Raw genomic sequence first — 23,600 nt, 5'->3', positions numbered from 1 at the left:
CCAGCTCCCGTCCGATCTGTGGCGTACTCCATCCAGCTTCGTAGAGTCCATGGCTCGTGCTACCTGCCGCTCCGTCATCTTGGTCTTCGGCCGCTTGATCACGCCAGCCTGGTGCAGGTGTCTGCTGATCGTGTGCCGATGAGCCCCGAACCGCTCAGCCAGTGATGGTTCTGTCGCTCCTTGTCGATACACCTCCACCAGTTCCGCTACCTCCTCCAAGCGACAACATCCGGTTCTCACGAGCTGACGTAGCGATGGCCGAATCAACCTCCAGCGCTTCTACCTGGTGGTTTACTCCCGTACGGACTTCTTCCAACCCTTTGACCAGCGCCAACAGGGGGCTACTAGGGTTCGAAAGCGAGTCACGAAGACGCGCACAGTGTGACCTGGGAAAATACCCTTCTCGGAGCCGGTTTGATGATCTTCGTGACATGTCTCGTGACATACATTCGAGTCATGGGGGAAGCCACGAAGTCGCCGAACCGGCGCCAACGAGGAAGTATCGACACACTCCGTAGCGGCGCGTTTGCGGGTCCGGGTCCACACTGGCCAGGACCCGATCACCAAACGGCCGCACTACCTGACCGAGACCATCCCGGCCGGCACACTGAACAAGGACAAGGCGGCTCAGAAAGCGCTCACCCGCCTGCTGAACGGGGTCGACGAGTCGCGGCCACCGCGGACAAACGCGACCGTCGGTCAGTTGATGGACGCCTATCTCGAGGTCCGCACCGGCGGATCTGGGCCGCCAGCCGGTCATCGGCAGCCGCCCGGGACGCCCGATCAGCCGAGGTGGCCTTCCAATGGTAGAAGCTGGACCGGACAACGCCGATCACGTGGCACTACCGCTTCACGCCGTAGCGGCGCTGGTGATCGGCGACGAACTGGAAGCGGTTCACCAGCGCGTCTCCCCAGCGAAATACTTGGCCGCCTTGCGCAAGATCTCGCGTTCTTCCTCCAACTCGCTGACCCGCTTGAGCAGCTCAGCGTCCTCACTTTCCAGTGTGCCTGACGTCGGCGCGGCAGCCAGGGCCGCGCCGGTCATGAGATGGAATCAGCGCGTCGTCCGTCGTCGATCCGGATCCAGGACCGCAGCGTCTCGGCTTTTGCCCCCGAGATCCCCGGCCACCGCAACGACCGTCGTGCCCGGTCGGGACCGATAGACCGCGACCGCCTCGGCCTTGAATTCCAGCAGGTAATGCTTCACGACCGTCTATGCGGGACTCCAGTCCACCCGGACCATCACGACCCGAGTGTGTCAGGTGTCCAACATCCGGGGTCAAGGCCCGACCCCTTCACGGAACCCGACAAGCTCCCCCAACGCCGTGTCCCGGCCAGGATCGTGCACACTCACCGCAGCCCTTGGTCTCGATCTTCGTACTGTCGCAAGACGAAATGATCAACCAAGGGCTGCATCCATGATCAACCGGGGCTGCTGTCGCCAGCCCCGGGGTTGAAGATCAAGCTCACGCGGGGAGGTTAGCCGCCACGACGGCCACGATCTCGATCGCGTCTTACGCGCTGACGCCGCGGTCGGTCTTGGGCTGGCAGCAGGTGCGCTCCCCTCGACGACACCACCCGCGGCCTCATCGCCATCGAAGGCGACGAAGCTGACGAAGCCGCCGTACGAGCCGTCTTCATGCCCAGACATCCCGAATCACATGAACGTCAGATCCAGTGAACTGTCTATCCGATCTATAATCGACCTCAGTTCGACGTGGTCCTGCGCGGCGCCTGACACGACGCCGAGGTGAGCGTCATATCCGCGAGTCCAGTCGACTTTGTCACCAGACCGTGCCCATATCTGGGCCGACTCCACGCCGTCGATGGTGCGAATCTGTTTCAGTCCGTCGACGGAAACGAGGCGATCCGCATCCGTCGGCGGTACCAGGAGCCTCTGGAACGCCACCTTCGTCACCGGCGTGATCCATTCCGAAACCGGAACGCCAAGTGCGGCTCGCATGACAAGAGCGCCCACGTCCAGCTGCGCGGATCGCCGCAGTAGCCACGCGACGAGGCCGCCGAGCCGGCCGTTGACCTCGATGATCCGCATGCCGGCACGCGTGCGTTTCATCTCCGTGTGTATACATCCGTCGGATACGCCCAGCGCGTCAGCGGCTCTCTCCGCCAGTTCGTACGCCTCCGCCGTGCCGTCGTGGTCAAGTGTCGAAGGCATGAAGGACCCGGTCTCACGAAACGGTGACGCGAACGAAAATCGTCCGGTTGTCGCGAGATGGTGGGGTTTTCCGTCGGTGAACAGAGTCTCGACGGAGACTATGTCCGCCCAGTCCGCACAGGCGGTCGGATCACCGACGAGCAACTCCTCGATGATCAGCTGGTCGGCCCCCTGCTCGACGAGGTGGTTCAGCACCGCGCTCGCCTGGGTGTCGTCGTCCACTCGATAGGTGTCCCGGCTACCGGAACCGTGGATGGGCTTGATGACGGCCGGCGTTCCGACGAGGTGAACCGCGGCGGCGATGTCTGGCTGTGACTCGACCGCGGCGAACCGCATCGGTGGCAGGCCACTCTCCGCCAATGCCCGGCGCTGCGCCAACTTGCTGGCCAGACGCTCAGCTGTGGCCGGTGAATGAAAACACAAGCCGAGTTCCCGTGCCAGCGTGGCGGAGAGTTCCAGGCAGGAGTCGCTGAAGGTCACGATCCCAGCAGGCCGAAGACGTCGAAGTTGATCCACATCGGGGTATTCGGCGCGCACCTCGACAACCGCCGCCAGCCTGGTCAGCAGCTCCACCAACTCGCCCACGTCAACGGCGGTTGATGGAACCACGAACACGGGCCTGCAGATTCCCGCGGCCGCTCGCACAATCTCCAGCGGAGAGAGGGACCCGGTGTCGAACACCACCAGGAGCACCGCAAGGCTGTCCGACCGGCGGTCCGGATCTGTCACCTGAGCATCCCAAGAAGTTCGGTCACGCTTGCCGCCGGCTTCACGGCCGCGTTGAACGCGATCACCTCGAGATCGCGGGCCAGTCGCTCGGCATTGGGCCTCGACAGAATCCTGAGCGCGAACGCCAGGGAGAACGTGAGCGACTCCGCTCCATCGTCATGGAACACGATGGCGATCCCTTCCTGCTCCGCAGGAGGTTCGCTGAACGAGAAGGGTTCGGATCGCGTCGCGCCGAACACGGGCTCGGTGGCGTCCGGAACGTCCAGCCAGTAGTCGAAGTACAGCGCGGGTTCGTAGGACTTGCGTCCATGCCGAGCGGGATCGAGTCGCCTCATCATCTCGTGGTAGGAGACCTGCTGATGATCGAGCGTGCTCAGCAAGGTCTTCCGGACGGACGAACACAGCTCGTGAAAAGTCCGGTCACCGACCGCCCGGAACCTGGGTGCCGAGATGGTCGCGAACAGACCGACCGTGTCCTGGTACTCCCAGTCCATCCTGTTGGCCGACGGCACCAGTATGCCGATGTCGTCGGCTTTGGTCAGGCCGTGCATCAACACGAGCACGGCGGACAACATGAACGCATACGGGGTGATCCCGTCCGCGGCGAGTTCCTGCCACACCGAGCGGAGCGCCGCCACCGTGCTGTCCGAGAGTTCGCCGGTGAGTTCGTCGCCGGCCAGAAAGCGCGCCGTGTCGTCGCCGAAGCCGGGCAGGGCAAAGGTCGGCAGCGGCGACTCACCGCGATAGTGTTCCTGCCAGAACTCGATTGTGTCGTCCCACGCGCCGTTGCGAAGAGACTCGTGTTCCAGCCGCGCGTACGCGGAGAACGGCATGCAGGGTTCGAGAGCCGGCGTCACACCATCGGCGAAGGCCGTGTAGTACGCCGCAAGATCGCGCACGAAAACGTCGTAACCCCAGTGATCCATCATCAGCGACGGATGGAACAGGGTGACGACATGGTCGTCACGCCCCAGCCGAATGATGTCGCCGAACATCTGCGGAGCGGCATCGAACGGCGGTCTCTGCCGGGAACTCGCGGACAGGACCGCACGGGCAACCTCGACCCGTTCCGCAGTCGACCCAGAAACCTCCGTCGCCAGATCCGTGAATTCCAAGCGGGGCGTGTGTTCGGGACGCAGTACCTGGTATGGCGGTTCGTCCGAACTGGCATAGTAATATGTGGCGGTCAACGAGTCATGACGCGCGCACACCGCCTGAACCGCTCGCTCCATCGCGCCGGCGTCGAACTCTCCCGCGAAGCGAAACGAGAGGGAGTCGTCAAGAAAACGGAGGTTCTTTCCTTCCGACCTGGCCCAGGCATGGTACCGCAACCGGGACTCCTGGACACTGGTGACCGGAGTCCGGATCGCCGACGGCTCATTGCCGATCTCGAAAGACATCACTTCTCCCTGACGCCGACTCGTTCACGAATGAGGTTCGCGAGCCCGCGAATGGTTCGCGCCTGGAAAAGGTCGTTCAGCTCGACTCTGCTGCCAAGTTGCTTGCTCATCTGTCCGACGAGTCGCATGGCCAGGAGCGAGTGCCCACCAAGCTCGAAGAAGTCCTCCGTCACGTCGACCGAAGTCAGCCGGAGCACCTTCATCCAGATCTCGGTGATCCGCGACTCCACGTCGGTTGCGGGTTCGACCGGCAGGGACGGCTCCGAATCGGGCAGGAGCCGCTCGAGCGCCGTTCGATCCACCTTGTCGTTCACCGTACGGGGCAGCGCTTCCACGAACATGAATCGCGTCGGAACCATATGGACCGGGACCCGTCCGCCCAGCCAGGACCGGAGCTCCCCTGTCCCGATGTTCCAACGCGGCACGACAAACGCGGAGAGCGTCGACGTGGCACGGTCGGCGACGACGGAAACCTCCTTGACCGCCTCGTGCGCGGCGATGTTGAACTCGATTTCCTCGATCTCGACACGAAACCCGGATATCTTGACCTGGTTGTCCTTCCGGCCCACGAACTCGAGCTCACCGAACTCGTTCCAGCGTCCGACGTCCCCGGTGTCGTACATGGTGGAGCCGGATGACTGGAACGGATCCAGCACGAACCGGCGAGCGGTCTCCTCCGGATCCCGGAAATAACCCTGACCGACACCCCGTCCGCCGATGAATATCCGACCGGACGCGCCCTGCCGAACCGGCGCCAGGTGGTCGTCGAGCACATATACATGGCAACCCGGAATGGGTCGACCAATCGGCACCACGGCACGGGAGAAGACATCGATCGATCCCGGTCCGGCCAGGTCGACGTACGTCGCTTCCACCGTGCACTCGGTCGGCCCGTAGGTGTTGACGAGGCGGACGCGGTCGCCGAACCTGCTGACCCACGCACGGGTGGCCGCCAGGCTCGCCGATTCGGCCCCGATGGTCACATGCCGCACGGATGCCGGCAGGTCGACCGAGCCCTCCGCGAGATCGGGCACGATCGCGTGCCACACCGCCGTGGGTAGATGTACCACGGTCACGCCGTGGCGTTCGACCTCTTCCGCCAGGTGGGCAGCCGACGTCAGTGTCTCACTGGATCGGAGTACCAGTGCCGCGCCGGCCGCCAGGGTCGGGAGTATCTCGGAGACACTCCAGTCGAAGCCCAGGGACGCGACCTGCAGAACCCGGTCGTCCTGACGGATCGCGTACATGTCAATCGCTCGGGGCACATAGGAAGCCAGGTTCGCCTGGCTGATCAGGACCCCCTTGGGGCGGCCGGTCGAGCCGGACGTGAAGATCATGTACCCGGCGCTGGACGCCGGGAAATCGGCTACTTCCCAGGTGTCGGCGCCTTCCGCACCCACCAACGACAGCGCCGGCGCGCCTGCGTCCATCCAGTTTTCCGGCGTACCCAACAGCACCCTGGCCGCGGACCGTCCCACTATCTCCCGTATACGCGAAGCGGGCTGGGCGACGTCGATGGGTACGTAGCACACTCCCATCGACAGACAGGCGACGAACGCCGCGATGACCTCCGGAGAGCGGTCGCAGAGGACCGCCACCCGATCGCCCGGCACCACACCCGCGCCGGCCATCCGATGCGAGACCGACGCCACGAGACCACGGAACTCCGCGTACGAGACCTGTCGGTCACCGGCAACGATCGCCGGCGCGAGTGGCCGCGCAAGACTCGCCGTGCGGAGAAGTTCCGCCACCAGCTGGAACTCGTCGCCGTCCAGCACCTTGACAGGATCACTCATGGAACACCCCCTGGCTGTCGTACGCTCGATCGGAACCGGGCACGGCGGACAGGTCACGGACCGTCCTGACCATGGCACCCAGATGACGACGCGTATGTTGATCCGGCAGGTATCCGAGGTAGTCCTTTCCGGATACTCCGTCAGCGCCGATCATGATCGCCACCATCGAATCGAGCGTCACCGTTCCGCCCGTGGCCATCAGCGTCTCTTCGGCGGTGCCGACCAGGTTCGTCCGGGCGTTCGCTTGGATCGCACGTAAGCGCGGCCGGTCCTCGGTCCAGCTCACCGTCGGCTGGGTCAGGACGTTGAGGAACAGGCGTTGCCGCATCAGTGGCGAGGCAAGGAACTCCGGCCGGCGATCGACGGGCGTGAAGACACGGCGGGCGTGGGCACCGCCGGCGAACACGTGACACGTCGCCGCCAACTCCAGTTCCTCCCACCCACAGAGGATCTTGTTGGCATAGGGTACTTCGGCGTCGAGCGCGATCCCGTTCCGTGTGCTGAACTCCACCAGCGCCTCGGCCAGGCCGTCGACGCTGTCCGCCCCTCCTTCGCCGACGACGAGAACGTCCACATCAGACCGTGGTCCCGCGGTTCCCACGGCGTGCGAACCATAGATGACTACGGCCCGAGGTGCCTTCACCAACCGGCGCGCGGCGGACACCATGTGGTCGAGCGCGCGGTCGCTCATCGATTCCGGGCTCACGCCAACACCTCGACACGCTTGCCGAGGTTGAGACAGTGTTGGACGATCTCGTGCATGTCCTCGACGCGGAGCAGAGCGTTCCCGGACATGAACCGGAGGGCCGGGTGCACGTGTGCTCTGCCCAGCCCGAGCCGGTTTCCGGTGTCGGCGATCCGGAAGCTGTGCAGGTACGCGAAGCCGTCCTTCAGGATCTCCTGGTACACGTTCTCCGTGACAGCCGAGGAGCGTTGTGCATTGTCCTCGTCGAACGGCGCGCCGCGCATGGACGGGTCCAGTGTGAACATGACGGAGTTGATACTCACGTCGTTGAGGCGCACGAGTCCCGGGGTTTCGTCGATGATCTCGGCGAACTTGCGGGCGTTGTCGATTCGGCGATCGATCATCTCGCCAATACCCGACACGCCCATCGCCTTGATGAGCATCCAGGTACGCAGACTCTGGAACGCGCGTGAGCCGGTGGCCGGGGTGATCTGGCCGAGCGAACGAGCCTGCCGGAGAATCAGCTCCGACTCCGTGCTGATGACAGCGGCCTCGGCGGGATCACGCAGGAGCACGAACGAGTTGGTGTACGGCACGGCAAGGACCTTGTGCGGATCCATCATGACCGAGTCGAACTCGGTCAGTCCGTCGAGCCTGCCGCGTTGGGCCTCGGAGAACAGCAGGCTCGTCCCATGACAGCCGTCGCAGTGCAGCCACGCCCGGGGGAAGTGGCTCCGGACGATCTCCGCGATCGCCGTGAGGTTGTCGATCGTCATGGTTCGGCTGTCACCTGCGTAGGCGACCGCCATGATGACCTGCTCGCCGCGATCGCGTGCCCCGGCAAGCACCTGGTGCAGCGCGGTCAGGTCGTACCGGTAGTCGGAGACCGGCGCGTACAGCACCGAGTCCAGCCCCAGGCCCGACCATGCCAACGACGCGCCGATGGTGTAGTGGCCGATGTGCTCCGGTAGTAGGACGCGCAGCTTTCCGGATGCGGATTGGAGGCCTTGTTCCCGTACGTTGGGAATGGCGCGTCCCCGGGCGAGGAGAACGGCAGCGAAGTTCGCCATGGTGCCGCCGCCGGTCGGGATCCCACCGACGTCGAACGCGCTTGCCGGCGCCGCCTCGTCGACCGAGTAGCCGATCAGCTGCCGCAGCCACCGGATGAGAGCTATCTCCATTTCGGTCGCACCACGGGAACAGAACGCCGCGTTGATCATGTTGACGTTGACGAGCTCGGCGAGGACGGCCCCCGCGGTACCCGCCGCACTGTTGCCGGCGTCGGGGAAGCCCGCGAACGACGGCGCCGCGAAGTTCGGCATGTGCTTCAGGTAGTCGGACTCCATGCTGTCCAGCAGGTCGTCGAGCGGCTGTCCATCGGCAGGCAGCTGCTCGGTGGCGATGGCGTCGAGCGCGGCCGGATCCGGCTGGTTTGCGAAATTCTGCCGATACTTGAACGTCAGCCCGACGTCGACCGCCTTGCGCAGCAGGTCACGCGCCTCGTCGGCGGACAGTCCACCCGGGCCAAGAAAGTTTCGCGATTCCATCCCACGCTCTCCCATGATTCGAATTGTTTCGTTTTCCAGTCACGACTTGGCGACGACCGGAGTTGAGCTGGCGAAGACCCGAACGTCCCGCAACACCAGCGGCAGAACCGAAGTGAGCACGTTGACGACCGCGGCGACGAGGAGGACCACCGTGCTGGTTCTCGCGTCGGCCAGCGCGGCGACGACGACCATGCCCAATGGCAGGAGCACCTTGCTGCCGAGCTCATCGACGGCGAACACGCGCCCGAGCACGGCCGGCTCGAACTCGAGCTGCACCGCACTCACCCAGAGCACCCCGTAGATCTCCACACCCATACCGGCCACGACGTGCAGGACCACCAGGACCGGGAGCGGCGCGTGTACCGCCAACGCGGTGAGCGCCAACGAGAACGGCAGCAGTGACAGGCACGCCACCACACCGGTGCTGCGGACGCGCAGCCTGCCGGCGACCAGTGCGCCGATCAGTGCCCCACCCCCCATGGCGGTCAACAGCGTGCCGTACGCGGACTCACCGCCCAGCCAGCCCGAGGCGATCACGGGCAGCAGGACGAGCCACGGCGCCAACGACAGACCGACCTGCAAGGCGGACACGCCGATCTCGATGGCGACCCATCGCCGCCGAAGGATGACCCGGACACCCTCCCGCGCCTGCGCCAGGAGGCTCTGACCGACCGTGCCAGCCGGCCTCGACTTCTCGGCGACCTTCCACAGCGTCAGCACGCTCGCCAGGAAGGTCACCGCATCGATCGCGAGACTGGTTCGCGGCCCCACCACCGCGACGAGCACGCCGGCGAGCGCCGGACCGACGAACGCGGCGGTGCGACTGCTGACGCTCGTCAACGAGTTGGCCATCTGGAGGTGGGCTGCCGGAAGCAGTGTCGGCACGAGGGCCGAGTACGCCGGACGGAACATCGCCTCGCCGAGTCCGATCACGAAGGCGAACGTCGACACCAGCGCGGCGCCCGCCGAATTCGCGAGCAGCACTATGCCCAACAGCGCCCCGGCGCGGAGAAGGTCGGCGCCGATCATCACATGTTTTCGTTTGAAACGGTCGGCGAGCACACCTCCGAAAAGGACCGCCAGAACCACGGCGAATGACCGGGCGGCGAACACCGCCCCCAGACCGGCGACACCCAGGTGGCGATCCATGACCAGGAAGGCGATCGCGACCGGAAAGACCGGATCTCCTACCGCGCTCAGTGTCTGTCCTGTCCACAGGAGCAGAAAGTCGCGATTGCGCAGCGGCTCGACCACACGGCCGGAGCCCGGCGCCATCGCCTTCAGTTCAGACACTGCCGGACCTTTCGCGTACGAATTGCCGTGCGGAAGATTGATAGCCTCGGTTTGCTGGTGGAGAGTCTCGGCGACGCCGGCAAAGATTGGCCAAAGGTGCCCGGCTACGCGGATTCGGGCTGCTGCGCGAGAGACTGCCGGTCCAACTGCCTGACGATGTCGGTCAGCGAACGGGTGCGCAGTTGCGCGGCGGCTTGTTCGATGGCCAGTGGAAGGCCGTCCAGTTGGCCGCACAGCCGAGTCGCGACGGCGAGTTCGCCTGCCGCGATGGTGAATCCGGGCCGGGCTGCCTGGGCTCGGTCGGCCAGCAGCCGGACCGCGTCGGCATTCCGATCGGGACGGCCCGTCGAGGTGATGACAAGACCGCCCAATGGTTCCACGACTTCCTCCGCCAACCCGAGGGGTTCGCGACTGGTCACCAGGATCCGCAGGCCCGGGCAGTGAGCGAGCAGTTCGCGGGCGAGCCAGGCACAGCCGTCGGCGACGTGCTCGGCGTTGTCCAGGATGAGCAATGCGCGTGCGGCACCAAAGCGCTTGGTCAGTGAGGTGGTCCACGAGCGCTCGTCGTTCGCCCACCGTCCGAGATGAGTGGCGAGCCGTTCGGCCACCCCGCCGTCGGCGTGCGATGACGCCAGCTCTATCCGGTGGGAGCCATCGGGATGGTCGCTTGCCAACTCCCGCGCGAGCTCGATGGCCAGTCGGCTCTTCCCGACGCCACCGACCCCGGTGATGGTGAGCAGCCGTGTCCGCCCGAGCCGCATGGCCAGCCGGTCGAGTTCGGCGCGACGGCCGATGAACCGACTCGACGGTGCGGCGATCTCCGGCGGAGCTGCCAGCGTCGGATCACGTCGGCCGATCGCTCGGTCCAAGGCCGCGACTTCCTCGCCAGGCTCGACACCGAGCTCGTGGCGAAGCCGCTGTCGCAGCCTGGCGAACGCGGCGCGTGCGTCGGCGATTCGTCCGCAACGGTACAGCGCGAGCATGTGCAGCCCGGCCAGTCGCTCCCGGGTGGGATGCTCGGAGACCATGCCGGCCAGCTCCGACACGGCCTCGGCGTGCCGGCCCGACACCACCGCGGCTTCCAACCGGGCTTCATGGGTGGACATGCGCAACTCGGCCAGGCGTAGCCGGGCGCTCCGCACGGCTGTTGACGTCATGACATCCGCATACGGTTCACCCCGCCACCACGACAACGCCTCGGCCAGACGCGCCTCGACCTCGCGCGGTCTTCGGAGAACGTCCTCCCGCCGCACGCTCGTGGCGACCCGCTCGAACCGGTTCGCGTCGATCTCCGTGCCGTCGACGTCCAGCCGGTAACCGGACGGGGTCGTGGCGATGCGGCCGCCGACGACCTTCCGCAGCGCGGCAACATGCACCTGCAGCGCGGTGACCGCCGTTGCCGGCGGTTCCTCGCCCCAAACCTGGTCGATCAACTCCGACGTCGACACCGATTCGCCGGCATGGACCAGAAGCACACCGAGCACGGCTCTGGGTCGCGGGCCACCGAGCCGCACCGCCTGGCCATTCACCACGACCCGCAAAGGCCCGAGGACACCGAACTCCACGATTTCTTCCCCTCTCCTGACCCCGACGCCAGCTCCCCGCTCGTCGGGCAGTTCACGACCGGTGGCGTTCCATTCCGTTCCATGTCAACCCGGCAGGTGTCGGGGATCACCTGTTACGGCCCGTCTCAGGACGGAGCTTCTCTGTTGCGGGGCTGTTAACGGATTGTGGACGGATTGTTGATCAGCTCGGCCAGGATGGCGCCGGTTTGACCGTCCTGGCCGTTGCCGGAAGTCGTTGTGGTGTCGGGTGAGTCGGACAGGCTGAGCACAGCAGTTGATCTGGAGGGTGAATGCGGACCGATCGGCGGTCGTCAGGAGAAGAGTTGGCGCAGGACGCGGACGTGTTGTTGGCACGTGGAGCGCGGGCGCTGGAGGTCGATGGCGACCTGCGCGCGGGTCAGAACTGGTTCGACGCTGCGTACCGCGAGGGTGAGCGGCTCGGCGATGTGCGGGTGATGGCGGAGGCGGCGCTCGGCGCGGCCGGGTGGTGGCTGGCTGAGCGGCGTACGGTGACCGAGTCGAGGTTGGCACGCGCGCGGCTGCGGCACGTGTTGACGGTGTTGGCGCCGGACTCGGTGTTGGCGTCGCGGGTGCGGGTCCGGGTCGCGATCGAGGAGGCCGACTGGACCGGCCGACCGAGCGATGTGCTGCCGGTGGTGGATGAGGTCCGGGGCTGGTCCGACCCGATCGCGCGCGCGGAGGCACTGCGCGTGGCTCATCATGCGCTGCGGGGGCCCGACCACAATCGGGTACGCCGGGAGTTGGCCGACGAGTTGGTCGGTGAGGCGGGTCGGGGCGGGGGTCGTGGTCATCTGCTGATGGGGTTGCTGTACCAGACGGTGGATCTGTTTCTCGACGGTGATCCGCACGCTCACCGGCGGCTGGCGGAGCTACGTGCGGAGCTGGGCGACGACGAACATCTGGCGGTCGGGTACGTGACCAGCGCGATCGAGGTGATGCTGACGATCCGCGCCGGACGGTTGGCCGAGGCGGAGCAGCTCGCGCGGGAATGCTACGAGCTCGGCATGCGGGTGGGCGATGTGAACGCGGCGGCGTGGTACGGCGCGCACATAGGGGCGATCCGCTGGTACCAGGGCCGTCTCACCGAGTTGCTGCCAATGCTGGCCGAAGTGGCCCACACACCCGAGCTCAGCGCGATGGACAACTCCTTCGTCGCCGCGCGTGCCGTCGCGGCGGCGGCCACCGGTGACCACGAGACGGCGAAGCAGCTGATGGCGAGCGTGCTCTTCCCGACGTTGAGCGACGTGCCGCGTTCAAGTACCTGGCTGCTGGTCATGTACAGCTTCGTGGAAGCCGCCAACCTGATCGGCAGCGCGGAGGCGGCAGCGAAGTTGTACCAGGTGCTCGAGCCGTACCGCAGGCAACCGATCATGGCCGCCATCGGCGTGGCGTGCTTTGGCTCGGTCGAGCACGCCCTCGGCGTCGCCGCACTGACCTCGGGTGAGATGGATCGTGCGGTGGAACACCTGACCTGTGCGGTGCGGCACAACCTCGCCCTGGGACACTCGCCCGCCGTGCTGTACTCGCGGCTGCGGCTCGCCGAGGCACTCGAGCGCCGCGGCGAGCCGGGAGACGAGGCGGCCGCGGCCGTCGCACGCGACAGAGCCGCGGCGCAGAGTGCCACGCTCCAGTCCGCCGCCAACGCGGAGACCCGGGCCACCTGCGGTCGCCACGGCCGGAAATGGCGCGTCGAACTGGGTGGTCGAGTGGTGTACGTCCAGCACAGCGTTGGCATGCTGCACCTCGCCGTCCTGATCACCAACCCGGGCGCCGAAATCGCCGCACTTGAACTGGTGGCGGGGGTGGACAGACTGCCTCAGGCGGTGCGGAGCATGGCAGAGCAGGCTGTGCTCGACCGGACAGCCACCCACCAGTACCGGCAGCGCCTGACCGAGCTACCCGAAACCAGCCCGGACCGCGCGTGGTTGCAGGCGGAGCTGGCAACCAACACCCGCCGTGGCGGACGCCCACGCACCTTCGCGGACAACAGCGAACGCGCCCGCCTGGCCGTCGGCCGAGCGATCCGCCGCGCCATCACCGCCATCGACCAGTCCGACCAGGTCATCGGCGCGCATCTACGTGGTTGCGTACACACCGGCGTGCGCTGCTGGTATCGACCAATCACAGGAAACACGCCGGCGGCAAAGCGCGGTCACGTCGTCGGCAGCTGAACCCACGCGATGTGCCGCAACTCGAACACGGGGAACAACTCGCGAAACACGTAGCACGCCGTGCATGTCGTGAGTTGATCTGCCGCCGCAGCCGTGATCACGACACGGCGGCAGGTCACAGTGTGCGGCTCCGGTGATCGTGCCCTGCTTGCGACCGCGGTCAGGTTCTCCTGCTGGGACGGGTTGGTCCGAACCATCTCGGCCGTCGCCACCGGTGGTGGTGCCTGCGGTGTCGCCGGCACCACTGCGGGCGACAGCCCTACCCGTTCGTCCCGGTGTGGACCTGCCCGTCGTCGGGTGCGTCGTTCGGGCGGCACGCCTCCATCGCCGCTCTCATCTTGTCCTGGTCGACGCCATCGGGTGGCCGGATGCCCGGGTTGTTCGGGTCCGGGTCGGTCACGTCGATCCCGTGCTCGCGCAAGCACTTGGCCTGCTGGCGAGCCTTGTCCAGCTCCTCGGGGTCCATCTTCTCCGGCACGCCGCCGTTGGGGAGCAGGTGCTGGCACGCCTCCTGGGCCGGCCGCACCTTCTCGAGATCGCGCTCTTTGATCGTGATGCCCCCCTGGCCGGGCTCCGGGTCTGGCACGTCCACCCCGTGCTCGCGCATGCACTTGGCGAACTCGCGGTTCCTGTCCTCGTCGGTCTTGCCGTCCGAGCCCTGCTGCTGCGCCGACGGCTGGTTGCTGTCCGACAGCGAAGCCACCCCGCTGCCGGTGTTCGCGTTGCCCGCACACGCACCCACCAACACCGCGAAGGTCGCCGCCGCCAGCACACGGGCCACATATTTGTTGGTCATAGCCGTATGGGTACGGCACGAGCGGTTGCGGAACGGTTGCGAAAAAATGGGTGGCACCGAAATCGGTGCCACCCATCTGACCGGAGGTCAAATCGCCATTTCAGGTAACCACAGTGGAACCGAGGTTGCCGCCGCCGATCCGCAGAACGCGGTCTGCGCGAGGGCGGAGATCGCGCGCCCCGGGTTGCCATCCAACGGGTTGGCCGACACGGTCAGCTGGCGCAGCCCATCCGCACTGGTCAGCGCGAACGTCTGGTAGCCGAAGAAGCTGCCGGTGTGGCCCCACAGCGTGTCTCCGCACGGAAGCGGGAACCGGCCGATCCCCAGGGCGTATCCGGGTCCGGCAGAGGGAGACAGCATTTGTTCCAGCAATGTCCGGGACAACAGACGTCCAGTCATCAACGCCCGGAAGAACTCGTTGACCTCCGCCGGCGTTGAGATGATTTCCCCGGCCGCCCACGCTATTGTCGGGTTGAATGTGGTGACGTCGGCGGGCACGATCTGACCGTCCTGCCGCACTGCCGACGGCGACCCGCGAACCGCCAGCCCAGTCGACGAGTTGCTCACTAGCTGGCACGGCTGAGCGACCTCGTCGTCACGGTTCCCGACATCACCAGCCGCGGACTGCTCGCCGACTTCGGACTGGTCGCGTTGCCCCTCCCCCTCGACATGTCGCCGGTCCCGATCCGGCTCGCCTGGCATCAGCGCTACGACGGCGACCCGGCACACACCTGGCTTCAGGACGAGGCCCGGGCCGTACCGTCGAACGGTTGTGGCTAAACGGTTCTCCGCGGGGTTTCCTCATTCCCTGCTCTCGTGCCAACCAGTACGCCGGGACCGCCGGACGGCCAGGCCGATGACGGCGAGGGTCAGCCCCGTGCACAGCCATGCGAAGACATCGCCCAGGACGCGGTACGGGGTGGTCACCCCACCCGTGGGGACGTCCACGATCCACGGCGGACCGTCGCCCGAGGTGGTGTCCTGAATGGACAGAACGCGGCCCCGGTTGTCGAATGCCTGTGAGGAACCGTTGAAGTCCTGCCGTACCAGGGAATAGCCGTTCTCGATGGCCCGCAGCCCCGCCATCCTGGTGTGGACACGGCCCATCTCGGGCCAGTCACCGCCGGGTACGAGCATGATGTCCGCGTCGACGCGCATCATGGCCGGGAAATCCGCGTCGTAGCAGATGACGTTGGACAGGCGCCCGTAAGGGGTGTCGACGACGGGTGCCGGTTGCTCGCCGGGCTTGTAGCGCTCCAGACCGGGGATCGGGTGGCTCTTCTGGTACGTCCACAACACGGTCCCGTCCGGTCCGATGAGAACCGTCTGATCCCGTCCGTAGGGGGCATCCGGCAGGAGGATGTTCGCGCCGATGTCGAGGTAGACACCCTCCTCCCGGGCGAGAGCGGCCGCATCGGCCAGGAACCGCCGTTCGTCCTCGGACCGTATCCGCGCGGCGTTCTCGGACCAGAAGACGATCTTCGCGCCCGCTCTGGCCGCCTGTCTGGTATCGGCGAACAACTGGCGGGTGAGCACATCGGAGGCAGCCCGCACCGTGGCCACGTCGACCCGGTGCACGCTTTCGAGGTCGGTCGGATCCGTGCCGAGTAGCCGTCGGGCCTCCGTGAGCGACGCCTTGCTCGGGTTGATGCCCGCGATGCGCACCGTGGACAAACCCGGTGCGGGCGCGAAGGCCAACCTCGCCTGCCCGCCCACGATCACCACGGTGAGACCGGTGACGACAGCGACGGCCGGCCGAATGCCACGCCAGGACACGCCGTGTTCCCACAGATGGTTGGCCGCCGTGGCGACGACGCCGATCAGGAAGGCGATGGAGTAGGGCCCGGCGACGGAAAGCACCTGGAGCAGCGCGAGGTTCTCGTGCTGGGTGAACGCCAGCAACCCGTAGGCGGTGCCGAAGGGGTTCAACGTGCCGAGCAGGAACGCGACGGCGGTCAGTGAGGCGGGGAAGGCGAGGAGCCTGCCCACCCAACCGATCCTTCGACACACCAGACGGTCCACGGCGAAGGGCACGAGGCCGGCCGACCCGAGCAACAGGGCACCGGCGAAGGTCAGGACTGTCATCGGCACCGCGAGCTGCCACACCCAGAACAGGGCCCCGCCGACGCCGACGAGCCACACCAGGACAAGCCCCGGCACCGCCCGGCCGGCCCGGAGGAACCGGATCAGGAAGATCTGGAAGAACCACGCGGCCAGCGGCAGATCCCAGCGGCCGCCGACGGCGAACAGTTGCAGGAGCGATCCGATCGCCAGCCAGGAGTACGGGTTTCGCCGCAGGACAGCCACGCGGGCGAATCGCGGCGGACGGCCGGCTCCGGGCAGTGCCTGCTCGGTCGTGGTGGTGGTTGCCATGGGACCTCTCGGACGGGTGGTCGACTCGAATGATCAGGACGAAGATGCTGAGGACGCTACGGATCCGTCCAGGTCCAGAGGAGAACCGTAGTTAGCGCCTGCCATGACCGTTTCGCGCAATGCCGCGTCCGCCTGGATAAGGTGAAGGCCGTGTGCAGCACGGCGCAGCCAGGTGACGTGGTCCGCCGCTTGGCGGGGATCGGTGCGCGGCAGGGACTCGACGTGGTCTCTCTGCTTCGCCGGGCGCGAATCCCGGTCGACGCGCACGGCCTGCCGCGTGACTCCGGTGTGACGATCGCTCAGCTGGCGGAACTGACGCAGGAACTGTGGATGCTGACCGGAGACGAGCTCTTCGGGCTGGGACCACCCACCCCACTGGGCTCGTTCCAGCTCGTGATGCGTTCGGTGATCCACGCACCGGACCTGCGGGCCGCGCTGGGGCGGCTGGCCGAGGCCGGTGACGTGCTCGCCGGCATGCCGCGGCTGCGGGTGACGGTGGACGACGTGCTCGTCGACGTCGAGATCGACATCAGCCGGCTGGACGACTCCGAACATCTGGCGGCCGAACTGGTCGCCGCGCTGATCCACCGGGTGCTGGGCTGGCTGGCCGGGCGACGTATCGGCCTGCGTGAGCTGCACCTGCCGTGGCCCGCGCCCGCGTACGCCGCGGACTACGAGATCGTTTTCGGCCGTCACCCCACCTTCGATGCCGACCGGCTCGCCCTGGCCTTCGACCGCGGGCTGCTGGCCGCTCCCCTGATCCGGGACGAGCAGGACCTCGCCGACTACCTCACGGACCAGCCGAACGTCTGGTTCGCCACCCGCGACTACGGATCGTTGACCGCGGACCAGGTGCGCACAATCCTCGAGCGCGGACTGCGCGGAACCTGGCCGACGCCCGACGACATCGCGACCCGGCTGAACGTGAGCACCCAACACCTGCGCAGGCTGTTGCGGACGGAACACACGTCGATCAGACAGCTCAAGGAAGATCTACTGCGCGACGCCGCCGTCGCCAGCCTGACCCTTGGCCAGGAGACGGTCGAGGATCTGGCGCGACGGCTGGGTTTCTCGGAGGCCAGCGCCTTCCGCCGGGCGTTCCGCCGATGGACCGGACGTCCACCCGGCGCGTACCGCGTCGCGAACAGTTGACTGCTCTCACCAGCTTCGGCGGCCGGGCTCCGGCTATCCGGCCAGCGGCAGGGCCACCGCACCGAGAAACTGTGGCGCCTCAGCCTCAGCATCGCCGCGGCGGCGGTCTCCCGGCTCACCGTCGCGTTCAGATCGCACGGCGGCGCGGCCTCGAGCCCGACCGTGCGACGACCGGCGCTCTCCCATCGCGGTGACGAGATGACCGCGCCGAAGCGCCGGTCGCGTCAGCGCCAGTCCGGTCAGCGCGAGGCCGCGCTGGACCACACCGGGATGTCTCGTCCCGCGCCACCATGGAGCGGGGCCCGCGGCTGAACGTGTAGCAGGAGGTTCCCCGGGGCATTCCATGGTCATGTTCGATGGCTTCGTCACCGAGACGGTGGACGCCGACGGGTTCCCGGTGTTCGTCCGGCACGCGGGTGCCGGCCCCGCGGTGTTGTTGTTGCATGGGCACCCACGGACCTCGGCGACCTGGCACCGGGTGGCGCCCGAACTGGTGCGGCGTGGGTTCACCGTGGTCTGCGCCGACCTGCCCGGTTACGGCCGCTCCGGCAAGCCGAAACCGACCGATGATCACGAACCCCACGCCAAGCGCGTCGGCGCCCGCCGACTGCTGGCCGCGATGCACGCGCTCGGGCATGACCGCTTCGCCGTGGTCGGGCACGACCGCGGCGGTTGCTTCGCGTTCCGGTTGGCCATGGACCATCCCGAACACGTGCACCAGGCCGTGCTGGCCGACTGCCTCCCCACCAGCGAGCAACTCGACCGCACCACACCGCGGTTCGCCACGGCGTACTGGCACTGGTTCTTCTTCGCCCAGCCGCACACCCCGGAACGCGTGATCAACGCCGATCCAGACGCCTGGTACCGCGGCGACCCCGACGTCATGGGCCACGACAACCACGCGGAATGGCGCGCCGCGATGCGCGACCCCGAAGTCGTGCGCGGGATGCTCGAGGACTACCGCGCCGGCCTGACCGTCGACGACCGCGACGAACGAGCCGACCGCGCCGCCGGCCGCAAACTGCACCAACCGGTGCTCGTGCTGTGGTCCCTACAAGACGACCTCGAAGAACTCCACGGCGACCCACGGCTGATCTGGCGCGACTGGGCCACCAACGTGACCGGCCACGGCATCGACTCCGACCACCACATGGCCGAACTCGCACCCACCGACGTCACGACCGCCATCGCCAACTTCCTCACCCCACACAACAAGCCCCCACACGATGAACCACGCCACCCCGGGGCAGCACCCACCAAGGACAGCGCCACGTCGGTGCGATCGACCCGGACCATGAACTCGCAGTAGCGCAACTCCTCGGTGTCGCCATCCACGGCTCCCCAGGGACAACGCCTGAGTACCGTGCCGCTGGTATGTACGTGCGCGATACCCGGCGCCTGATCGGGTAGAACCAACAATCTCGAATACCGATTACTTGGGCGATTTGCCACCTCCTAGGGAGTTCTGACCATTCCTTGCCCGGAAGGGGACGACATACTTTAATTCCGGGGCGGGCAGCGAATGATTTTATTCCCAATGGAGAGGCGGTCACCTGATGAGAATCGCCTGTGCGTCGGCTGCCATGGTGATTGTTTGTCCTGGGATCGTGGGGGCTTCTCCGCCTGCGACGGCCGCCGGCGACGGGAGCGACGCCGTACGGCCGGTGTACGTGACGAACAGGGGTATCGCGTTCGACGGCTCCCGTGGTCCGCACGTCATCGTCCGCTACACCGTCGGTCCCGCCGGCGACCTGGTGTCGCTTGGCAAGCCGGTGCCGACCGGCGAAGGCGCGCGCGGGCTCGTGTTCGCGCCGGACGGCCGGACCGCCTATGTCGTCGCGTCGGAGGAGAACGCCGTGTATTCCTACCGCGTCGACGCACGCGGGGAACTGACTCCGCTCGGGTCGCCGGTGGATACCAGGGGAATCACGCCATTCGGCCTCGCCATCGCACCGGACGGACACTCCTTGTACGTCGCCAACCTGAATTCGCACACGGTATCGGTATTCACGATCGACCGGTTCGGAAAACCGGCCCTGGCCGGTGAACCGGTCGCGACCGGCGCGGCCAACGCACGCAATGTGGTGGTGACTCCGGACGGCCGGTTCCTCTTCGTGGCGCACGGGGTGCCGACGGACGAGGACCCCGACGTGCTCGTCACGTTCCCGATACGTCCCGGCGGCACGCTCGGACCGGTGAAGTCCACCCTCCCGATCGGTGCGACAGGCATGGGCCTCGCTGTCACCCCGGACGACAGGTACCTCTACGTCGCCTGCTCGCTGTCCCACCTGGTCTACGGGTTCCGCATCGGCCCGGACGGCGAACTCGCGCCAGTGCCGGGTTCCCCCGTCTCCGCGCCGAAGACACCAGAGGGACTGGCACTGACCCCGGACGGCCGCAGGTTGTTCGTGACCAGCGTCGGGACCCAGCCGGAGGTCTCACCGGACGACGACGGTCTCTGGAGCTTCCGCATCGGCACCGACGGCGCGCTGACCGTCGACGGGCGTCGGTCGGACATCGCGACCGGGCCCGGCGTGACCACCACACCGGACGGCCGGTACCTGTACGTGAGCAACTTCTTCGCCAACACCGTGTCCGCGTTCGAAACAGGCACGCTCCGGCAGCTCGACGGCTCACCGGCGCCCTCCATGGGCATGGCGCCGTCCTTCAACGCCGCCACGGTGCCACCCAACCAGGGGCCGCACGCGTCGTTCACCGTTCGGTCACAGCGCCTCCTCGCCCGGTTCGATGCGACCACCTCGTCCGACAGAAACGGCCGGATCGCCCGCTACGACTGGGACTTCGGCGACGGCACCACACTGCCGGACGGCGGCCCCAGGCCCAGCCACGTCTACCGCGACACAGGCAGCCACCGGGTCACCCTCGTGGTCACCGACAACGAGGGCTGCTCCAGCTCCCTCGTCTTCACCGGCCGTACCGCCTTGTGCACGGGGGGCTCGGCCGCCCGGACCACACGCCTGACCGTGGCGACCGGCTGACCCCCCTCCGGCCCCACGCGTTCCTGTTGGGCCAGGACCTGCTCGCGCCGCAGGAACTGTCGCAGTGCCGCGGTCCCGACGCCGAACCTTCGCCGGCGCGCGCCCTGGTCGCCGGTGAAGACATCCGGCGATCATTCGGTTATCGTTATGGGAGCGCTCCCAAACGCCGTCCACCCGAAGGAGGAGACGTGGCAACGAAGCCGCACGCGATCGCCATGGCAGTCCTGGCCCTGGCGGCTCTGAGCGTCACCGACGCCGCCGCCGCGATATCGGACGGACCGTGCCCCGGGGGACCCTTCGGCAACCCGCTGCCGTCCCAGAACCTGGCCGCGACCAAGATCGCGGACGGGTTCAACTTTCTGGAGGGTCCGACCTGGGACGCCGCGACACAGACCCTGTTGCTGTCCAACATGTACGACGGTACCGGCCCGCAGAACGTCCAGCCCGCCGACATCCTGCGGTACACCCCGGCAACGGGCGCGTTCACCACGTTTGTCAGGAACGCGGGCAGCAACGGGTTGGCGATCAGCCGGGACGACACGTCCGTTGTCGCGGCGACCCATGACCAGCGCAGCATGTCCTCGTACGACCTGGCGACCGGCCGGCGGACGACGATCGCGGCGAGCTACCAGGGGCGCGCGTTCAACTCACCCAACGACGTCACCGTGGCGGCGAACGGAACGGTCTACTTCACCGATCCGAACTTCCAGCGCGGGAACCGGCCTGACCAGATGTCCGGCAGGACCGGCGTCTTCCGCGTCACCAACGGTGTCGTCACCCTGATCGACGACACGATCCGCCAGCCCAACGGAATCGAACTGTCCCCGGACGGCAGGACTTTGTACGTCGGCGGCAACGCGTCGGGCAAGATCTTCCAGTACCCGGTCAACGCGGACGGCAGTACCGGCCGGCGCAGCGACTTCGCCTCACTCGCCGGCACCGACGGCGGCACGGTCGACTGCGCGGGAAACGTCTACCAGGCCACCTTCGACGACGGGAAGACCCACGTGTTCTCCCCGGCCGGCCAGCCCCTCGGCACGATCACGGCCGGCCGCAACACCACCAACGCCGCGTTCGGCGGTCCCGACCGGACCACCCTCTACATCACGTCGGGAACCCCGTCGGGCGGGGGAAACACCGGAAACTTCGGGCTTTACAGCGTCCACCTGAACGTTCCCGGCTGGCCTTACTGAACGCAGCAGTGACCTGGTCGGGCAGGCAAGCCTCCCGACCGGCGCCGCGTGCCGGTTTGCGCCATCATTCCGGACATGGCGGAACGGTTCGAATACAAGGTTCTCGAAATCCGGGAGAAGCTGCTCGGCGGCAAGATGTCCGGCGCGAAGCTCGAAGGCCTGCTCAACGAGCACGCGGCGCAGGGCTGGCAACTGAAGGCCATCACGAACGCCGAGGTGAAGGGTCGCATCGGTCCGGGAGGCGTCGACGGGATCCTGGTCACCTTCGAACGCAGGACGGGCTAGGTAGCACGACTTCTGTCGGGCGAACGTGCACGAGGCGAGTGTGAACCCGACCGCCCATTCCCGGAGTCTTCGTCGGTGTACCTGCGGGCCAGCGAGGGAGTCGACCTCAGCCGCTGTGTGGCGGCAGGAAGATCGTGGTCGCCTCGTCGGCGAGTGCGGCGGAGTTCGGGGAGTCCGGGTCGGTTTGTGCCAGGTGCAGCAGGCCGAGGATGGCCGCGTAGGCGACCCGCGCCCGGGACACCGCCCGCTCCGGCGTCAGGCCGAGCTCGCGGTACGTGCGCGCCAGCAGTTCCAGCCGGGCCCGGTTCACCCGGCGGACCGCGTCCCCGACCCGGGGGTCGTTGCGGTCGCCGAGCAGGCTCAGGTGCACCGACGGCGCCAGCGGCTGGACGGCCTGCACGACGGTGGTGAGCAGGTCACGCAACCGGCGTGCGGGATCGTCGATCGCGGCGAGCTGGGCGAGTCCCTCCTCGCCATGGCTTCGTGTCCACTCCGCGAGCGCCGCCGTGATCAGCTCGTCCCGGTTTCGGTAGTGGGCGTAGAAGCTGCCCTTGGTCACGCCGAGGGTCCGCGCCAGCGGTTCGACCGCGACCGCGGCCAGTCCGCCGTCCGCGATCGCCTTCAGCGCGGCCCGCGCCCAGTCCTGGGCGGACAGCCGGGTCGACTCGCTCACCACGCGCCACAGGATACGCCGGCGTATTGACGAGCTCGCGAACCGTGGATACGGTACCGTATTGATACGGTGGCGTACTAAGGAGCGCATGATGATTCGTCGAGTGGTCACCGGGCACGACGCCGAGGGCAAGGCCCGCGTGGTCGACGACGGTGAGGTCGAGCCCATCACGTCCGAGCTCATGCCCGGCTGCGCGGCCTACCGGCTGTGGGGCCGGGACGAGCGCCCCGTCTACCCGGACGACGGCTCCCCGCGTCGAGCCGAGGCGTACTTCCCACCTCGGGACGGATCACGCTTCATGGTCAACACGATTCTGCCGGGCGAGCTGGTCCCACCGTCGGACCTCGACGTGGCCGCGGCCCGGGCCGAACTGGAGCGGCAGATGCCGGGCGCGGCGGCCACCATGGAGCCCGACGCCCCGGGCATGCACACCACGGACAGCCTCGACTACGTCCTGGTCGCCGCGGGCGAGGTCACCCTCGAACTCGACGACGGCGAGCGGACGGTGTTGAGGGCAGGGGACGTCGTCGTCCAGAACGGCACTCGGCACGCCTGGCGCAACCACGGCACCCAGACGTGCACGATCGTCGGCGTCGCCATCGGCGCGGACCGCATCCGGCCCGCCCAGCTCACGCGTCCAGCGCCGGGGAACCCCCGCCGTGCGACCCCGCAAGGCACCCGCCCGGGGGCATTCGGGTAGATCGTCATTGCCTGACGCGGTGCCGCACTCGTGTCGCTGCTCGTGC

At 67.3% G+C, this 23,600-nt stretch carries 19 protein-coding genes; 7 read left to right on the top strand and 12 right to left on the bottom strand.

Translation table 11 applies throughout. The annotated features are described in order from the left end of the window. Positions 1 to 895 precede the first annotated feature (895 nt). From VET29_RS42035 to VET29_RS42000, 8 genes are all read right to left on the bottom strand, one after another. Complete coding sequence (locus VET29_RS42035) at positions 896 to 1,045, bottom strand: hypothetical protein (protein ID WP_324932476.1); 150 nt, start codon at positions 1,043 to 1,045, stop codon at positions 896 to 898. A gap of 612 nt (positions 1,046 to 1,657) precedes the next feature. Continuing rightward, positions 1,658 to 2,905 carry an ATP-grasp domain-containing protein gene (locus VET29_RS42030; RefSeq protein WP_324932473.1) on the bottom strand — a complete coding sequence of 416 codons (1,248 nt, stop codon included), beginning with the start codon at positions 2,903 to 2,905 and terminating at the stop codon, positions 1,658 to 1,660. Then, complete coding sequence (locus tag VET29_RS42025) at positions 2,902 to 4,305, bottom strand: condensation domain-containing protein (protein ID WP_324932470.1); 1,404 nt, start codon at positions 4,303 to 4,305, stop codon at positions 2,902 to 2,904. The genes VET29_RS42030 and VET29_RS42025 overlap by 4 nt, the downstream gene beginning before the upstream one ends. Continuing rightward, positions 4,305 to 6,101 (bottom strand): non-ribosomal peptide synthetase, encoded by a 1,797-nt coding sequence (locus VET29_RS42020; RefSeq protein ID WP_324932467.1) that lies wholly within the window; start codon positions 6,099 to 6,101, stop codon positions 4,305 to 4,307. Before VET29_RS42020 ends, VET29_RS42025 begins: the two co-directional genes overlap by 1 nt. After that, positions 6,094 to 6,807 (bottom strand): nucleotidyltransferase domain-containing protein, encoded by a 714-nt coding sequence (locus tag VET29_RS42015; RefSeq protein ID WP_324932464.1) that lies wholly within the window; start codon positions 6,805 to 6,807, stop codon positions 6,094 to 6,096. Before VET29_RS42015 ends, VET29_RS42020 begins: the two co-directional genes overlap by 8 nt. Next, the gene (locus VET29_RS42010; RefSeq protein WP_324932461.1) at positions 6,804 to 8,333 is read right to left on the bottom strand and encodes a pyridoxal phosphate-dependent decarboxylase family protein; all 1,530 of its coding nucleotides are present in this window, start codon (positions 8,331 to 8,333) and stop codon (positions 6,804 to 6,806) included. Before VET29_RS42010 ends, VET29_RS42015 begins: the two co-directional genes overlap by 4 nt. 39 nt (positions 8,334 to 8,372) lie before the next feature. Then, a complete protein-coding gene (locus VET29_RS42005) occupies positions 8,373 to 9,626 on the bottom strand; it encodes an MFS transporter (protein ID WP_324932458.1) in 1,254 nt (417 codons plus the stop codon). A 104-nt stretch (positions 9,627 to 9,730) separates the two neighbouring features. Then, positions 9,731 to 11,191: an AfsR/SARP family transcriptional regulator gene (locus VET29_RS42000; protein ID WP_324932456.1), complete on the bottom strand. Its 1,461-nt coding sequence runs from the start codon at positions 11,189 to 11,191 to the stop codon at positions 9,731 to 9,733. Between the two features lie 290 nt (positions 11,192 to 11,481). Between VET29_RS42000 and VET29_RS41995 the strand changes: the two genes are divergently transcribed. Beyond that, a complete protein-coding gene (locus VET29_RS41995; RefSeq protein ID WP_324932453.1) occupies positions 11,482 to 13,383 on the top strand; it encodes a hypothetical protein in 1,902 nt (633 codons plus the stop codon). A 259-nt stretch (positions 13,384 to 13,642) separates the two neighbouring features. Here the strand turns inward: VET29_RS41995 and VET29_RS41990 are convergent, their stop codons facing one another. The 3 genes from VET29_RS41990 to VET29_RS41980 form a co-directional block, all read right to left on the bottom strand. Then, on the bottom strand, positions 13,643 to 14,179 hold the full coding sequence (locus tag VET29_RS41990; RefSeq protein ID WP_324932450.1) for a hypothetical protein: 537 nt from the start codon (positions 14,177 to 14,179) through the stop codon (positions 13,643 to 13,645). An 87-nt stretch (positions 14,180 to 14,266) separates the two neighbouring features. After that, positions 14,267 to 14,677, bottom strand: coding sequence for a hypothetical protein (locus tag VET29_RS41985; RefSeq protein WP_324932447.1), 411 nt, complete (start codon positions 14,675 to 14,677; stop codon positions 14,267 to 14,269). 303 nt (positions 14,678 to 14,980) lie between these two features. Then, entirely contained in the window at positions 14,981 to 16,552 is a 1,572-nt protein-coding gene (locus VET29_RS41980) for a nitrilase-related carbon-nitrogen hydrolase (RefSeq protein ID WP_324932444.1), read from the bottom strand. A gap of 222 nt (positions 16,553 to 16,774) precedes the next feature. Between VET29_RS41980 and VET29_RS41975 the strand changes: the two genes are divergently transcribed. From VET29_RS41975 to VET29_RS41955, 5 genes are all read left to right on the top strand, one after another. Further along, positions 16,775 to 17,704: an AraC family transcriptional regulator gene (locus tag VET29_RS41975; protein ID WP_324932441.1), complete on the top strand. Its 930-nt coding sequence runs from the start codon at positions 16,775 to 16,777 to the stop codon at positions 17,702 to 17,704. 343 nt (positions 17,705 to 18,047) lie between these two features. Then, a complete protein-coding gene (locus VET29_RS41970; RefSeq protein ID WP_324932438.1) occupies positions 18,048 to 19,013 on the top strand; it encodes an alpha/beta hydrolase in 966 nt (321 codons plus the stop codon). A gap of 361 nt (positions 19,014 to 19,374) precedes the next feature. After that, positions 19,375 to 20,703: a beta-propeller fold lactonase family protein gene (locus VET29_RS41965; protein WP_324932436.1), complete on the top strand. Its 1,329-nt coding sequence runs from the start codon at positions 19,375 to 19,377 to the stop codon at positions 20,701 to 20,703. A 188-nt stretch (positions 20,704 to 20,891) separates the two neighbouring features. Beyond that, the gene (locus VET29_RS41960; protein WP_324932433.1) at positions 20,892 to 21,896 is read left to right on the top strand and encodes an SMP-30/gluconolactonase/LRE family protein; all 1,005 of its coding nucleotides are present in this window, start codon (positions 20,892 to 20,894) and stop codon (positions 21,894 to 21,896) included. A gap of 75 nt (positions 21,897 to 21,971) precedes the next feature. Then, positions 21,972 to 22,181: a DUF4177 domain-containing protein gene (locus VET29_RS41955; protein WP_324932430.1), complete on the top strand. Its 210-nt coding sequence runs from the start codon at positions 21,972 to 21,974 to the stop codon at positions 22,179 to 22,181. Between the two features lie 106 nt (positions 22,182 to 22,287). Here the strand turns inward: VET29_RS41955 and VET29_RS41950 are convergent, their stop codons facing one another. Then, positions 22,288 to 22,857 (bottom strand): TetR/AcrR family transcriptional regulator, encoded by a 570-nt coding sequence (locus VET29_RS41950; protein WP_324932427.1) that lies wholly within the window; start codon positions 22,855 to 22,857, stop codon positions 22,288 to 22,290. An 85-nt stretch (positions 22,858 to 22,942) separates the two neighbouring features. Here VET29_RS41950 and VET29_RS41945 point away from each other — a divergent pair, with 85 nt between their 5' ends. Further along, positions 22,943 to 23,554 carry a cupin domain-containing protein gene (locus tag VET29_RS41945; RefSeq protein ID WP_324932424.1) on the top strand — a complete coding sequence of 204 codons (612 nt, stop codon included), beginning with the start codon at positions 22,943 to 22,945 and terminating at the stop codon, positions 23,552 to 23,554. Positions 23,555 to 23,600 lie beyond the last annotated feature (46 nt).

Origin of the sequence: Actinophytocola sp. (genome assembly GCF_035634895.1) — a bacterium.
Classification (GTDB): Bacteria; Actinomycetota; Actinomycetes; order Mycobacteriales; family Pseudonocardiaceae; genus Actinophytocola.
This window is presented reverse-complemented; position numbering and strand designations above follow the sequence as displayed.